The sequence below is a fragment of the Herbiconiux liangxiaofengii genome, assembly GCF_041927335.1.
Taxonomy (GTDB): domain Bacteria; phylum Actinomycetota; class Actinomycetes; order Actinomycetales; family Microbacteriaceae; genus Herbiconiux; species Herbiconiux liangxiaofengii.
Genome location: NZ_JBHFHD010000009.1, coordinates 72,585 through 86,439 on the forward strand (window position 1 = coordinate 72,585; position 13,855 = coordinate 86,439).

15 protein-coding genes are annotated in these 13,855 nt (G+C 71.4%); 14 read left to right on the forward strand and 1 reads right to left on the reverse strand.

Features of this window, described 5'->3' with window-relative positions; all coding sequences use genetic code 11:
* Positions 1-11: 11 nt before the first annotated feature.
* The 3 genes from ACEXOR_RS09180 to ACEXOR_RS09190 all read left to right on the forward strand — a co-directional run bounded on the left by ACEXOR_RS09180 (position 12) and on the right by ACEXOR_RS09190 (position 2,526).
* A complete protein-coding gene (locus ACEXOR_RS09180; protein WP_374849288.1) occupies positions 12-1,226 on the forward strand; it encodes a sensor histidine kinase in 1,215 nt (404 codons plus the stop codon).
* Entirely contained in the window at positions 1,223-1,828 is a 606-nt protein-coding gene (locus ACEXOR_RS09185) for a response regulator transcription factor (protein ID WP_374849289.1), read from the forward strand. Before ACEXOR_RS09180 ends, ACEXOR_RS09185 begins: the two co-directional genes overlap by 4 nt.
* Before the next feature lie 122 nt (positions 1,829-1,950).
* On the forward strand, positions 1,951-2,526 hold the full coding sequence (locus ACEXOR_RS09190; RefSeq protein ID WP_374849290.1) for an NADPH-dependent F420 reductase: 576 nt from the start codon (positions 1,951-1,953) through the stop codon (positions 2,524-2,526).
* Between the two features lie 98 nt (positions 2,527-2,624).
* On the opposite strand, the gene ACEXOR_RS09195 is transcribed toward ACEXOR_RS09190, so the two are convergent.
* Entirely contained in the window at positions 2,625-3,503 is an 879-nt protein-coding gene (locus ACEXOR_RS09195) for an iron-sulfur binding domain-containing protein (protein ID WP_374849291.1), read from the reverse strand.
* A 78-nt stretch (positions 3,504-3,581) separates the two neighbouring features.
* Between ACEXOR_RS09195 and ACEXOR_RS09200 the strand changes: the two genes are divergently transcribed.
* The 11 genes from ACEXOR_RS09200 to ACEXOR_RS09250 all read left to right on the forward strand — a co-directional run bounded on the left by ACEXOR_RS09200 (position 3,582) and on the right by ACEXOR_RS09250 (position 13,849).
* The gene (locus ACEXOR_RS09200) at positions 3,582-4,196 is read left to right on the forward strand and encodes a nucleoside/nucleotide kinase family protein (RefSeq protein ID WP_374849293.1); all 615 of its coding nucleotides are present in this window, start codon (positions 3,582-3,584) and stop codon (positions 4,194-4,196) included.
* A gap of 83 nt (positions 4,197-4,279) precedes the next feature.
* Positions 4,280-5,239 (forward strand): tRNA pseudouridine(55) synthase TruB, encoded by a 960-nt coding sequence (gene truB, locus ACEXOR_RS09205; RefSeq protein WP_374849294.1) that lies wholly within the window; start codon positions 4,280-4,282, stop codon positions 5,237-5,239.
* On the forward strand, positions 5,236-5,604 hold the full coding sequence (locus tag ACEXOR_RS09210; RefSeq protein WP_374849295.1) for a hypothetical protein: 369 nt from the start codon (positions 5,236-5,238) through the stop codon (positions 5,602-5,604). Before truB ends, ACEXOR_RS09210 begins: the two co-directional genes overlap by 4 nt.
* Positions 5,605-5,629: 25 nt before the next feature.
* Entirely contained in the window at positions 5,630-6,043 is a 414-nt protein-coding gene (locus ACEXOR_RS09215; protein WP_374849296.1) for a hypothetical protein, read from the forward strand.
* Complete coding sequence (locus ACEXOR_RS09220; protein ID WP_374849297.1) at positions 6,040-6,978, forward strand: bifunctional riboflavin kinase/FAD synthetase; 939 nt, start codon at positions 6,040-6,042, stop codon at positions 6,976-6,978. The genes ACEXOR_RS09215 and ACEXOR_RS09220 overlap by 4 nt, the downstream gene beginning before the upstream one ends.
* A gap of 4 nt (positions 6,979-6,982) precedes the next feature.
* Positions 6,983-8,278: an MFS transporter gene (locus tag ACEXOR_RS09225; protein ID WP_374849298.1), complete on the forward strand. Its 1,296-nt coding sequence runs from the start codon at positions 6,983-6,985 to the stop codon at positions 8,276-8,278.
* A 61-nt stretch (positions 8,279-8,339) separates the two neighbouring features.
* Positions 8,340-9,362 (forward strand): deoxyribose-phosphate aldolase, encoded by a 1,023-nt coding sequence (deoC, locus tag ACEXOR_RS09230; RefSeq protein ID WP_374849300.1) that lies wholly within the window; start codon positions 8,340-8,342, stop codon positions 9,360-9,362.
* Between the two features lie 8 nt (positions 9,363-9,370).
* Positions 9,371-10,813, forward strand: coding sequence for an aldehyde dehydrogenase family protein (locus tag ACEXOR_RS09235; protein WP_374849301.1), 1,443 nt, complete (start codon positions 9,371-9,373; stop codon positions 10,811-10,813).
* Positions 10,810-11,673, forward strand: a complete 864-nt coding sequence (locus ACEXOR_RS09240) for an aldehyde dehydrogenase family protein (protein ID WP_374849302.1) — start codon at positions 10,810-10,812, stop codon at positions 11,671-11,673. Before ACEXOR_RS09235 ends, ACEXOR_RS09240 begins: the two co-directional genes overlap by 4 nt.
* An 88-nt stretch (positions 11,674-11,761) precedes the next feature.
* Positions 11,762-13,240 (forward strand): SDR family oxidoreductase, encoded by a 1,479-nt coding sequence (locus tag ACEXOR_RS09245; protein WP_374849303.1) that lies wholly within the window; start codon positions 11,762-11,764, stop codon positions 13,238-13,240.
* A 30-nt stretch (positions 13,241-13,270) separates the two neighbouring features.
* Positions 13,271-13,849, forward strand: coding sequence for a GDSL-type esterase/lipase family protein (locus ACEXOR_RS09250; protein WP_374849304.1), 579 nt, complete (start codon positions 13,271-13,273; stop codon positions 13,847-13,849).
* Positions 13,850-13,855: the final 6 nt, after the last annotated feature.

Below are 13,855 nucleotides of genomic sequence, written 5' to 3' on the forward strand. Positions count from 1 at the left end.
AAGGTGGGCGCGTGACGAAGATCGAGGAGCCGCGCCGTTTCGGGCCGGGCTGGCCGATCCGGTCGGCGAGTGCGGGTCCCGACCCCACCACGACCCTTCCCACGGCGCTGACCTCGCGGCGCGCCCTCAGCTGGTATCTCGGGGCGACGTTCTCGCTGTTCTGGGTGTTCTCGGTCATCCCGAACATCCTGCGGGCACCCGGGGCGGCCGGCTCGCCGGTCGAGGCGACCGTGGGCATCGCGCTGGTGGTGGTGTTCAGCCTGTGCTTCCTCGCGGCTGCGCCCGTCGCGTGGACGTTCAGCACCCGCGGCCGGCTCGTCGTGTGCGGGGCGGTGCTCGCCCTCAGTCTCGTGTTCGTGCCGTGGCTCGGCCCGGAGGTCGTGGGGCTCTGGACGTATGCGGGTGTGATCGTGGGCATCTGCGTGTTCCGGTGGACGAGCACCCTCGTGATGATCGGCACCCTCTCCGTCGTGGCGCTGGCCGTGCGCGCGCTCACCCAGCCCTGGTCGGATGCTCTGCTCGTGCAGCCCGTCATCATCCTGTCGATCTCGCTGATGATGTCGGCGTTCGCCCGCACGATCGCGGTCGTCAACGAGCTCCGGGCCACCCAGGCCGAGCTGGAGGCGGTGACCGCCGAGCGCGAGCGCGGGCGGGTGGCGCGCGACATCCACGACATCCTCGGCCACTCGCTCACGGTCATCACCGTCAAGTCCGAGCTGGCCGTGCGACTGATGGATGTCGATCCCGAGCGTGCCCGCTCGGAGATCGAGGACGTCGAGGCGCTGGCGCGCGGCGCTCTCGCCGACGTGCGGGCCACCGTGTCGGGGGTGCGCGGCACCACCGCGAGCGGCGAACTCGTGGCGGCCCGCGGGGCCCTCGAGGCGGCGGGCGTCGAGGCCGACCTGCCGTCGTCGACCGACGATGTGCCGGCGGCGCACCGGGAGCTCGTGGGGTGGGTGATCCGGGAGGGTGTCACGAACGTCGTGCGGCACGCCGGCGCGGCGCGCTGCCGGATCCGTCTGACGGCGCGTTCCGTGGTGATCGACGACGACGGAGCCGGCCCGGCGGCGGCGAACGGAGCGGGAACGTCGTCCTCCACCGGGCTCCGCGGGCTCCGCGAGCGGGTGGAGCTGGCCGGCGGATCGCTGCGCGTGGGCTCCAGCGAGCTCGGGGGATTCAGCCTCGCCGTGACGCTCCCCGCGGGCCGGGTGGGGGCGCGGTCGTGATCAGGCTGCTGATCGCCGACGACCAGGCGCTCGTGCGCGGCGCCCTCTCCGCGCTGCTCTCGCTGGAGTCCGACATCGAGGTGGTGGCGGAGGTCGGGCGTGGAGACGAGGTCGTGGCGGCGGCCACCGCCTCCGGCGCCGAGGTGGCCCTGCTCGACATCGAGATGCCCGGAATCGACGGCATCGCCGCGGCGGCCGAGCTGCGCGAGGCGGTTCCCGGCTGCCGGGTGCTGATCGTGACCACCTTCGGCCGGCCCGGCTACCTCGTGCGGGCCATGCAGGCCGGAGCGTCGGGCTTCGTGGTGAAGGACACCCCGTCGGCCCAGTTGGCCGACGCCGTGCGGCGGGTGGCGAACGGGTTCCGGGTCGTCGACCCGTCACTCGCCGCGGAGTCGCTCGCCCAGGGTGATTCGCCGCTTACCGAGCGGGAGACCGACGTGCTCGCGGCCGCTCGCACGGGCGGCTCGATCGCCGACCTGGCGCGCATCCTGCACCTGTCGGAGGGCACGGTGCGCAATCACCTGTCGGCCGTGATCGGCAAGACCGGTGCGCGCAACCGGGCGGATGCGGCCCGCATCGCCGAGCAGAACGGCTGGCTCTAGCCGGTCACCGCATCCGCGGAGAGATTTCGCCGTCTCGGGAATCATTTCCGCCTTTAGTTGTTGCAACAACTAATAGCCGGCCCGCTACCGGACCTGCGGACGCATCGGAAAGAGGAATCGAAATGGCAGAGATCACAATCTTCGGCAAGGGCTCCATGGGCGAGGCCATCGGGGGAGTGCTGACCGCCGGCGGCAGCACCGTCGGCTACATCACCCGCGCCGACACCGGGGCGACCGTCGACGGCGACATCGTGGTGCTCGCCGTTCCGTATCCCGAGGTCGACGGCATCATCGCCGCCTACGGCGACCAGCTTGAGGGCAAGACGGTGGTCGACATCACCAACCCCCTCGACTTCTCCACCTTCGACTCCCTCGTCGTGCCGGCCGACGGATCGGCTGCCGCCGAGATCCAGGCGAAGCTCACCGGCAGCCGCGTGCTCAAGGCCTTCAACACGACGTTCGCCGCCACGCTGACGAGCCGGGAACTGGGCGGCGTGCCCACCACGGTGCTCGTGGCCGGTGACGACGCCGACGCGAAGGCCGCCCTGATCGACGCGATCACCGCCGGTGGCCTCGCCGCCGTCGATGCCGGAGCGCTCAGTCGCGCGCGTGAACTCGAGGCCATCGGCTTCCTGCAGCTCACCCTCGCCGTGGGCGAGAAGGTGGGCTGGAACGCCGGGTTCGCCGTGGTGCGCTGAGCGGCTTCTCCCCTCGGGCGGAGGGCGGTCACCCCGGTGGCCGCCCTCCGGCGTGCCCGGCGGGCCGCTGCCTGCCCGGCGGGCCGGCTTCGCCCCGGTCAGGGCAGCGCGTACACGTCGTCGGCCTGCGCCACCACCAGCCCGTCGGCCAGCAGCCCCGTGAGGGCCCGGCCGAGCCGTGCCGCGTCCGGCAGCGCCGAGCGCAGAGCCGCGTGCTCCACCGGGTCGGGCGAGGCCCGGAGCACGCCGAGCACGATGCCGCGGGCCTGCCGGTCGGAGCCCTCGTACCTCTTCTGCACCGGCCGGCGCGCCACCTCCGTCGCCGGGTAGCCGGCCGCGCGCCAGGCGCAGAGGCCGGCCACCGGACAGGCGTCGCAGCGGGGGGAGCGCGCCGTGCAGACCAGCGCGCCGAGCTCCATCATGCCCGCGTTGAAGCGGGCCGCATCGGCATCGGGGCCGGGGAGCAGGGCCGTCATCGCGGGCAGGTCGCGTTTCGCGTTCGGAGCCGCCGCATCCGGTGCACCCTCGATCGCCCGGGCGATCACCCGGCGGATGTTCGTGTCGACCACCGGGTGACGGTCGCCGAACGCGAACACCGCCACCGCGCGCGCCGTGTAGTCGCCGACGCCCGGCAGCGACAGCAGGGAGGCGACATCCCGCGGCACCTCGCCGCCGAACCGCTCGGTGATCGCCACCGCGCAGGCGTGCAGGTTCAGTGCCCGCCGCGGGTAGCCGAGCGACTGCCAGGCGCGCACCGCGTCGCCCGCGGGCGACGCCGCGAGATCAGCCGGGGTCGGCCAGCGCGTCAGCCACTCCTCGAGCCGCGGGATCACCCGCACCACCGGCGTCTGCTGCAGCATGAACTCGCTCACCAGCGTGCCCCAGGCGGTGAAACCCGGTCGCCGCCAGGGCAGATCGCGGGCGTTCTGCTCGAACCAGTCCACGACCGCGCTCGAGAAGGCGGCGGTGTCGGGCATCTCCCCACTCTAAAACGCGGCTCCGGATGCGACGGCCCGCCCCGACCTCCGCCGCCCCCGCGAGCGTAGGCTCGGAGCATGGTTGATTCCCCCACCCCGGCCAGCGCGTTCGCCGATGCGCTGACGAACGAGATCCGGCACAACTACCCGCGGGGGCGCGTGATCGTGGCGATCGACGGGGTGGAGCACACGAGAGCCGTGGCCGACGAGCTCGCCGCCGCCTTCGAGCGGGTCGGCGTGGAGGCGGTGCGCGCCTCGCTCGACGACTTCCAGAACCCGCGCTCGGTGCGCACGCGACTCGGCGCGGAGTCGGCCGACGGCTACTACCTCGATCGCTACGACCTCGACACGCTCAAGCGCGTGCTGATCGAGCCGTATCGGCTCGCGGGGAGCACGGGGTTCCAGATCACCGCCTTCGATGCCGCGCGGGACGTGCCCGCCGAGTCGCGCTGGGTGACCGCCCCGGCCGACGCCGTGCTGATCGTCGACGGGCCGTTCCTGCAGCGACCCGGGCTGCGCGGATCGTTCACCTTCACCGCCTACCTCGAAGGATCGGCCGCCGGACTCAGCGAGCAGGTGCGCGGGGCCGACGCGCTCTATCAGGCCGAGGCCGGGCCGCGTTTCGGAGCGAGCGCCATCGTGTCCGTGGCGAACCCGGAGCGCCCGCGGCGCACCTTCGCCGACAGCTGCTGAGCCGTGAGCGGTGACCCGCCCGCCGGCGAGCGGGCGAACCCTGGGGCCAGCCGTCGCGCCCCCGGCCTGTTACGGTGGCAGGCGTGAAACCCCCCTCCTCGACGGCCAGCGGCATCGTGCTGATCGACAAGCCGGGCGGATTCACCAGTCATGACGTGGTGGCGCGCACCCGCCGCCTCGCCGGCACCCGCAAGGTGGGCCACGCGGGCACTCTCGACCCGATGGCCACCGGCCTCCTGATCCTCGGCGTCAACAGCTCAACGCGACTGCTCACCTACGTGGTGGGCCTCGACAAGGAGTACCTCGCCACCATCCGGCTCGGCGCCGCCACCACCACCGACGACGTCGAGGGCGAGATCCTGGAGCGAGCCGAACCGGGCGCGCTCGAGGGCCTCGACACGGCGGCCGTCGATGCGGCGCTTGAGCCCCAGCGCGGCACCGTCGAGCAGGTGCCGAGCTCTGTCAGCGCCATCAAGGTCGACGGCCGGCGCGCCTATGCGCGGGTGCGGGCCGGGGAGGACGTGGTGCTGAAGAGCCGCACCGTCACCATCTCCGAGCTCGAGGTTCTCGGTGAGGCCCGGTCGGCGCTCGACGAGGGCGGGAATCCGGTGCTCGACGTCGACGTGCGGGTGGTGTGCTCCTCTGGCACCTACATCCGCGCCATCGCCCGCGATCTCGGGGCGGCCCTCGGCGTGGGCGGGCACCTCACGAGCCTGCGACGCACCCGGGTGGGCCCGTTCCGGGTGACGGATGCCGCCACCCTCGTCGATCTCGACGCCCGCGCCGAGGCCGGCGAACTGCTGCGGTTGCTGCCGGCCGCCGAGGTGGCGCGGGCGCTGTTCCCCGTGCTCGACGTCGACGCGGCGGACGCAGCCGCCCTCGGTCACGGGCAGCGCATCCGGGTGGCCGACGAGCTGCCGGAGGGTCCCGTCGCCGCCGTCACCGCCGAGGGCCGCCTGGTGGGGCTCTTGGAGCGCCAGGGTTCGAAGGCCAAGAGCATCGTGAATTTTCCGCCCGACGAGTACGAGGACGCCGCCCGATGATCGAATGGTTCACCATCGTGCAGGTGGTCGTCGCCGTGCTCGCCGGAGCGCTGAGCGTGGTGCTCGGTCTCGCCGGCCGGAAGCCCTCCGACCTCACCATGGGCGCGACGGCGCTGGTGGAGCTGCTGCTGATCGTGCAGCTCGTGGTGGCCGTCGCCTCGCCGGCGTTCGGCAACACGCCGAGCGGTGACCCGCTGGAGTTCTGGGTGTACCTCGTGTCGGCGGTGCTGCTGCCGGTGGCGGGCGGCTTCTGGGCCCTGGTGGAGCGCAGTCGCTGGAGCACCGTGATCCTCGGTGCCGTGTGCCTCGCGGTGGCCGTGATGGTGTACCGCATGAACGTGATCTGGTTCGTGCAGGGAACCTGAGCGGGTGCCATAAACTTCTAGAGCCATGGCTCACGACACTCTCGAAACCCCCGCTCCGCGAACCCGGGCCCGGGGGATCGGCCGGGTTCTCATCGTCGTGTACGGCATCCTGGCCCTCGCGGCCACCGGACGCTCGTTCGTGGAGGTCGTGGGCAAGTTCGACCAGGCGCCGTTCGCCTACACGCTGTCGGCCATCGCCGCGGTGGTCTACATCGTCGCCACCGTGGCTCTCATCGCCCCCGGCCGGGTCTGGTACCGGGTGGCGTGGATCACCATCACCTTCGAGCTGGTGGGCGTCGTCACCGTCGGCACCCTGAGCCTGTTCCTGCCCGAGCTCTTCGCGAAGGCCTCGGTGTGGTCGTGGTTCGGCATGGGCTACCTCTTCATACCGCTGGTGCTGCCCGTGCTCGGCATGCTCTGGCTGCGACGCACCCGATGAAGGCGTACTACTCGCTCGACGAGGTGCCCCGCCCGTTCGGGCCGGCCGCCGTCACGATCGGCAAGTTCGACGGGGTGCACGCCGGCCACCGCGCGGTGATCCAGGAGCTGATCGAGGTGGCCGAGCGGCGCGCCCTCACCAGCGTGGTGATCACCTTCGACCGCCATCCGCTCGCCCAGCTCGACCCGGCGCTGCGGCCCGACGCCCTGCTCGGCAACGACCAGCGGCTCGAACTGCTCGCCGAGACCGGCGTCGACGTCACCATCTTCCTGCCGTTCGACGCCGCGCTGGCCTCGATGACCCCGCGGGAGTTCGTGGAGACCGTGCTCGCGGGCATCTGCAGCACCGCCGTGGTGATGGTGGGGGAGGACTTCCGGTTCGGGGCGAAGGGCAGCGGCGACATCGACACCCTGCGCGAGCTCGGCGCGGAGTTCGGCTTCGACGTCGACCTCATCCCCGACGTGCGCCCGGCCGAGGAGCGCAAGGTCTCCTCGACGTGGATCCGCGAGCTGCTGGCCGCCGGCGACGTCGATCGGGCGGCCGAACTGCTCGGCCGCGCCCCGAGCGTGCGAGGCATGGTGGTGCACGGCGCCAAGCGCGGCCGCGAGCTCGGCTACCCCACGGCCAACCTCTCGCCCCGCTCGGAGGGACTCATCCCGGCCGACGGCGTGTACGCGGGCTGGCTGACGGATGCGGGCCGCCGCTATCCCGCCGCCATCTCGGTGGGCAACAACCCCACCTTCGCCGGCGTGCCGCAGAAGCAGGTCGAGGCCTACGTGATCGACGAGGAGCTCGACCTCTACGATCACGTGGTGGACGTGTCGTTCGTGGCGCGCATCCGGGGTCAGGTGAAGTTCACCGGTATCGACCCGTTGATCGCGCAGATGGACGACGACGTGGCCACCGCCCGCCGCATCCTGAGCGACGCGTCCTGACGCCGTGACATCGGCTCCGTCTGCCGCCGGCCGGCCGCGGCCGCTCTGGCACGGCCGCGGGCTCGCGCTCCTGGCCGTTGTGCTCGTGGCCCTGAACCTCCGCACCGCGGTGGCCGCGCTGTCGCCCATCTTCGACCGGATCGGCGACGACATCGCTCTCGGCGCCGTGGGCATCGGCCTTCTCGGCACCCTGCCGCCGGTGAGCTTCGCCGTGGTCGGCCTGTTCGCGCCGGCCCTGCACCGGCGCTTCGGCGTGGAACGGGTGATGGTGTTCTCGCTCGTCGCCATCCTGCTCGGCCACCTGCTGCGCGCGGCCTCGTCGTCGTACCCGATGCTCGTACTCACGAGCGCGCTCACGTTCGCCGGCATGGGCGTGGCCAACGTGCTGCTGCCGCCGCTGGTGAAGAAGTACTTCCCCGACCGCATCGGGCTGCTCACCGGCCTCTACGCCACGGTGATGGCCATCGGAGCCACGCTCCCGCCGCTCGTGGCGGTGCAGCTCGCCGAGGCGTCGGGCTGGCGGGTGTCGGTGGGGCTGTGGGCGGTGTTCGCGGTTCTCGCGCTGCTGCCGCTGTCGGCGCTGCTCGTGGCGACGCGACGGGCGGGTGCCCCGCACGGCGCGCCGGGCGACCGACCCGCGCCCGGCACTCCCGGCACCGAGGGCTCGCCGGGCGCCGAGGGCTCTCCCGGCGACGCACGGCCGGCCACCGTGCGCCGCCTGTTCCGCTCGCCCATCGCCTGGTCGCTGATGCTCGTGTTCGCCCTCACCTCGGTGAACGCCTACGCGATGTTCGCCTGGCTGCCGAGCCTGCTGGTCGACCTGGCGGGCGTCACCGACGCGCAGTCGGGCGCGCTGCTGTCGCTGTTCTCGGTGATGGGTCTGCCCGCCGCACTCATCGTGCCGGTGCTCGCCGCGAGGCTGCGCAACGTGGGCCCGCTGATCGGCGCGGGAGTGGTCTTCTACCTGCTCGGCTACGGCGGGCTCCTGCTGCTGCCGAGCGGTCCGGTGTGGCTCTGGGTGGCGTTCGTGGGCCTCGGGCCGCTGCTGTTCCCCCTGTCGCTGGCGCTGATCAATCTCCGAACCCGCACCCACGCCGGGTCGGTGGCGCTGAGCTCGTTCGTGCAGTCGTTCGGCTACGGCATCGGTGCGCTCGGGCCGCTCGTGGTCGGTGTGCTGCACGATGCCACGGGCGGGTGGACGGTGCCGCTTGTGGTGCTCATCGGCACCGCCCTGGCGCTCACGGTGAGCGGTATCGTGGTGGCCCGGCCGCGCATGCTCGAGGACGAGTGGCAGAATTGACGGATGCGCCGACACCCTCAGGTGCCGGCATGCACGAACGACCAGGAAGTGACGGAACGTCGTGACGATAGAAAAAGCGGTCAGCCCCGCGCAACGCGCTGTGGAGGTGCTCGGCGACGACGTCACCGAGACGACCCTCAAGCGGTACCTCGAAGGCCTGCCCGGCGTCGACGCCGTGGGCCTGGAGCAGCGGGCGGCCTCCCTCGGCACCCGCTCGATCAAGACCACGTCGAAGGCCTGGGCCCTCGACCGCATCATCGAGCTCATCGACCTGACCACGCTCGAGGGCGCCGACACGCCCGGCAAGGTGCGCTCCCTCGTGGCGAAGGCGCTGGTTCCGGATGCGGGCGACCCCTCGACCCCCCGGGTGGCGGCCGTGTGCGTCTACGGCGACATGGTTCCGTTCGCGGTCGAGGCCCTCGGCGCCGCGCACGCGGCCGGCCGGGTCACCGAACCGGGTGACGGGCTGATCAACGTGGCCGCCGTCGCCACCGCGTTCCCCTCGGGCCGCGCCTCGCTGGCCGTGAAGCTGGCCGACACCGCCGACGCCGTGAGCGCGGGAGCCGACGAGATCGACATGGTGATCGACCGCGGTGCCTTCCTCTCCGGCCGCTACGGCGAGGTCTTCGACCAGATCGTGGCCGTGAAGGAGGCCTGCCGCCGCGACGACGGGTCGTTCGCCCACCTCAAGGTGATCCTCGAGACCGGTGAGCTGAACACCTACGACAACGTGCGCCGGGCGTCCTGGCTCGCGATCCTCGCCGGCGGCGACTTCATCAAGACCTCCACCGGAAAGGTGGCCCCGGCGGCCACCCTCCCCGTGACGCTGCTGATGCTCGAGGCGGTGCGCGACTGGCACGGCCTCACCGGCGAGAAGATCGGCGTGAAGCCGGCCGGCGGCATCCGTTCGTCGAAAGACGCCATCAAGTACCTCGTCACCGTCGCCGAGACGGTGGGCGAGGAGTGGCTCCAGCCGCACCTGTTCCGCTTCGGGGCCTCGAGCCTCCTCAACGACGTGCTGCTGCAGCGGCAGAAGCTCGCCTCGGGGCACTACTCCGGCGCCGACTACGTCACGATCGACTAGGACCACACATGTCATTCCTCGAATACGCGCCGGCTCCCGAGTCGACCGCCCTCCTCGACCTCAAGTCCGAGTACGGCCTGTTCATCGACGGCGAGTTCACGCCCGCCGCCGGCGAGTCGTTCCTCACCATCTCACCGGCCACCGAGAAGCCGATCGCCCGCATCGCGAACGGCACCGAGGCCGACGTCGACCGCGCCGTCGCTGCGGCTCGCAAGGCCTACGACAAGACGTGGTCGCGGATGTCGGGCCGCGACCGCGGCAAGTACCTCTTCCGCATCGCCCGGCTCGTGCAGGAGCGGGCCCGAGAGCTCGCCGTGGCCGAGTCGCTGGACAACGGCAAGCCCATCAAGGAGAGCCGCGACGTCGACGTGCCGCTCGTGGCCGCGTGGTTCTTCTACTACGCCGGCTGGGCCGACAAGCTCGACTACGCCGGCCTCGGCGCCAACCCGCGCTCGCTCGGCGTGGCCGCACAGGTCATCCCGTGGAACTTCCCGTTGCTGATGCTCGCCTGGAAGATCGCGCCGGCTCTCGCCGCCGGCAACACCGTGGTGCTGAAGCCGGCCGAGACCACGCCGCTCACCGCGCTGCTGTTCGCCGAGATCCTGCAGCAGGCCGACCTGCCCGCCGGTGTGGTGAACATCGTCACGGGCGCGGGGGAGACCGGCCGCGCGCTGGTGAACCACCCCGAGGTGAACAAGGTGGCCTTCACCGGCTCCACCGCCGTGGGCCGCGAGATCGCCCGCTCCACCGCGGGCACCGGCAAGAAGCTCACCCTCGAGCTCGGTGGCAAGGCCGCGAACATCGTGTTCGACGACGCCCCCATCGACCAGGCCATCGAGGGCATCGTCAACGGCATCTTCTTCAACCAGGGCCACGTGTGCTGCGCCGGCTCGCGACTGCTCGTGCAGGAGAACATCCACGACGAGGTCGTCGATCGCCTGAAGTCGCGGCTGTCGACCCTGCGCGTGGGCGACCCGCTGGACAAGAACACGGATGTCGGCGCCATCAACAGCGCCGAGCAGCTCGCCCGCATCCGCGAGCTGTCGGAGATCGGCGAGGCCGAGGGCGCCGAGCGCTGGAGCCCCGACTGCGTGCTGCCCGAGAACGGGTTCTGGTTCGCCCCCACGATCTTCACGAACGTGTCGACCTCGCACCGCATCGCGCGCGAGGAGATCTTCGGCCCGGTGCTCTCGGTGCTCACCTTCCGCACTCCCGCCGAGGCCATCGCCAAGGCCAACAACACGCCCTACGGCCTGTCGGCCGGCATCTGGAGCGAGAAGGGCAGTCGCATCCTGGCCGTGGCCGACAAGCTGCGCGCCGGCGTCATCTGGGCCAACACCTTCAACCGTTTCGACCCCGCCAGCCCCTTCGGCGGCTACAAGGAGTCGGGCTACGGTCGCGAGGGCGGCCGGCACGGTCTGGCCGCCTACCTGAAAGGTTCCGTCGCATGAGCGCGCACGTCTCCGTTCCCAAGACCTACAAGCTCTACGTCAACGGGGCCTTCCCGCGCAGCGAGTCGGGCCGCGTCTACGAGGTCACCGACGCGAAGGGCGCCTTCCTGGCCAATGCCGCCCAGGCGTCGCGAAAGGATGCCCGCGACGCGGTCGTGGCCGCCCGTGCCGCGGTGAGTGGCTGGTCGGGTGCCACGGCCTACAACCGCGGGCAGGTGCTGTACCGCGTGGCCGAGGTGCTCGAGGGCCGCCGTGCGCAGTTCGAGGACGAGATCGTGCGGCAGCAGGGCGTGTCGGCGTCGGCCGCCCGCGATCAGGTCGACGCGGCCATCGACCGCTGGGTCTGGTACGCGGGATGGACCGACAAGTTCGCCCAGGTCGCCGGCAACGCCAATCCGGTCGCCGGCCCGTACTTCAACATCTCGGTGCCGGAGCCCACGGGCGTCGTGGCCGTGATCGCCCCGCAGGACTCGGCGCTGGTCGGTCTCGTGAGCGCCATCGCGCCGGCCCTGGTGACGGGCAACACGGTGGTCGTGGTGGCGAGCGAAGCGCATCCGTTGTCGGCCATCACCCTCGGCGAGGTGCTCGCCACGAGCGATCTGCCGAAGGGCGTGGTGAACGTGCTCACCGGCTCCCCGGCCGAGCTCGCCCCCTGGCTCGCGAGCCACGCCGACGTGAACGCGCTCGACCTGGTGGGCGCGTCGGGGCTGGAATGGATCGACCTCGAGATCGCGGCGGCCGAGACGCTCAAGCGCGTGCTCCCGCCCGAAGAGGGTGCCGACGCGGCCTCCCCGAGCCTCGCGCGCATCTCGGCCTTCACCGAGACCAAGACGGTCTGGCACACCAAAGCCCTGCTCTGACCCTCGCCCAGTTGCGCCGAAATGCCCCTTCCCTGTGCGGGAGGGGGCATTTTGGCGCAACTCGACGGAAGCGGATTAGCTTGGAAGAGTGAACTCACCTCGACTCGCCCTCGTCACGGGCGCCACCGGATACATCGGCGGACGCCTGGTTCCGCGTCTGCTGGATGCGGGCTTCGACGTGCGCGTGCTGGTGCGCTCGCCTGACAAGCTGCGCGACGTTCCCTGGGCCGAGTCGGTGCAGGTGGTCGAGGGCGACCTCGGCGACGCGGAGTCGATCCGGGCGGCCGTCGAGGGCGTCGACGTGTTCTACTACCTCGTGCACTCGATGGGCGGCAGTGCGCACTTCGAAGAGGTCGAGAAGCAGTCGGCCGAGAACGTGGCCCAGGCGGTGGCGGCCGCCGGCGTCTCCCGCGTGGTGTACCTGGGCGGGCTGCATCCGGAGCAGGGGGAGCTCTCGCCGCACCTGAGCTCGCGCGTGGCCGTCGGGCGCATCCTGCTCCGCTCCGGTGTACCGACCGCTGCACTGCAGGCCGGAGTGGTGATCGGTTCGGGGTCGACGTCGTTCGAGATGATCCGGCACCTCACCGACGTGCTGCCGTACATGCCGGCGCCGAAGTGGGTGCGCAACTTCATCCAGCCGATCGCCGTGCGCGACGTGCTCTACTACCTGCTCAAGGCCGCCGATCTGCCGCCCGAGGTGAACCGCACCTTCGACATCGGCGGGCCCGACGTGCTGCGCTACGGCCAGATGATGAACGGCTACGCTCTCGAGGCCGGGCTCGCGCAGCGGCCCATCGCGGCGCTGCCCGTGCTCACACCGTGGCTCGCGTCGCAGTGGGTGAACCTCGTCACGCCCATCCCGCGTTCCCTGGCCATCCCGATCATCGCGTCGCTGCAGTTCGACTGCGTCACCCACGAGCACGACATCCGGAGCTACATCCCCGACCCCGAGGGCGGCCTCACGCCGTACCGCCGGGCCGTGCGGCTCGCGCTGGGCAAGATGAAGTCGGGCGAGGTGGAGACCAGCTGGCAGGACGCGTTCGTGCCGGGTGCGGTGAGCGACCCGCTGCCGAGCGACCCCGAGTGGGCCGGGCACACCGTGTACCTCGACGTGAAGCAGCGCCGCACGCCGGCTCCGGCCGACGAGCTCTGGCGGGTGATCGAGGGGATCGGCGGCGAGAACGGCTGGTACTCCTTCCCGCTGGCCTGGGCGGTGCGCGGCTGGATGGACAAGGTCGTGGGCGGCGTGGGCCTCCGGCGGGGCCGGCGCAGCCAGACCAGCCTGCACACCGGAGACGCGCTCGACTTCTGGCGGGTGGAGCAGATCGATCGCGGAACGTTCCTGCGGCTGCGCGCCGAGATGAAGGTGCCCGGCGGCGCCTGGCTCGAGATGCGGGCGACCCCCACCGACGACGGCGGGTCGATCTACGACCAGCGCGCCGTGTTCTTCCCGCGCGGGCTCGGCGGCCGGTTGTACTGGTTCGCCATCCTCCCGTTCCACGGGGTGATCTTCAACGGGATGGCCAATCGGATCACCCAGACGGCCCTGCTTGCGGCCCGCGGCTAAAATGAAGACCTACTTCACCTGGAGGTGCGGATGACCGGACAACCCAAGACCGTGTTCGTGGGAGACAGTCTCATCGAAGGGGGCCGCTGGCAGGAGTGGTTCCCGGAGTTCGAGGCGGTGAACCTCGGCGTGGGCGGAGACACCATCGAGGGGCTCACGGAGCGCCTCGACGAGGTGGCCGTCGAAGACCCCGACACCATCGTGCTGCTCATCGGCACCAACGACATCGCCAACCGGCGCGGAATCGAGCAGGTCGTCCGCGGCATCGAGACCATCCTGGTGAACCTGCGGGCCGCGCTGCCCGACGCCATCATCCTCGTGCAGTCGGTGCTGCCCCGCGGGGCCGAGTACGCCGAGTTCGTGAAGGAGATCAACCGTCACGTCTGGCAGTTCGCCGCCACCGTGCGGGCGCACTACCTCGACCTCTGGCCCGTGATGGCCGTCGACGGTGGCGAGTTGAACCCGGCCTACACCGAAGACCGGCTGCACCTCAACGAGGAGGGCTACAAGGCGTGGCTCTCCGAGCTCGAACCGGCGCTCGAGCGGGTGCACGGCCTGCCCCCGGCGAGCCGTCCCATCCGCCTGCCGGAACTCAACAACAACGCCTAGGGCGCC

Coding starts and splice junctions, on each gene's coding strand:
- ACEXOR_RS09235 (WP_374849301.1), top strand. CDS start 9,371: ATGTCATTCCTCGAATACGCGCCGGCTCCCGAGTCGACCGCCCTCCTC.
- ACEXOR_RS09195 (WP_374849291.1), bottom strand. CDS start 3,503: ATGCCCGACACCGCCGCCTTCTCGAGCGCGGTCGTGGACTGGTTCGAG.
- ACEXOR_RS09210 (WP_374849295.1), top strand. CDS start 5,236: ATGATCGAATGGTTCACCATCGTGCAGGTGGTCGTCGCCGTGCTCGCC.
- ACEXOR_RS09240 (WP_374849302.1), top strand. CDS start 10,810: ATGAGCGCGCACGTCTCCGTTCCCAAGACCTACAAGCTCTACGTCAAC.
- ACEXOR_RS09220 (WP_374849297.1), top strand. CDS start 6,040: ATGAAGGCGTACTACTCGCTCGACGAGGTGCCCCGCCCGTTCGGGCCG.
- ACEXOR_RS09215 (WP_374849296.1), top strand. CDS start 5,630: ATGGCTCACGACACTCTCGAAACCCCCGCTCCGCGAACCCGGGCCCGG.
- ACEXOR_RS09190 (WP_374849290.1), top strand. CDS start 1,951: ATGGCAGAGATCACAATCTTCGGCAAGGGCTCCATGGGCGAGGCCATC.
- ACEXOR_RS09200 (WP_374849293.1), top strand. CDS start 3,582: ATGGTTGATTCCCCCACCCCGGCCAGCGCGTTCGCCGATGCGCTGACG.
- ACEXOR_RS09250 (WP_374849304.1), top strand. CDS start 13,271: ATGACCGGACAACCCAAGACCGTGTTCGTGGGAGACAGTCTCATCGAA.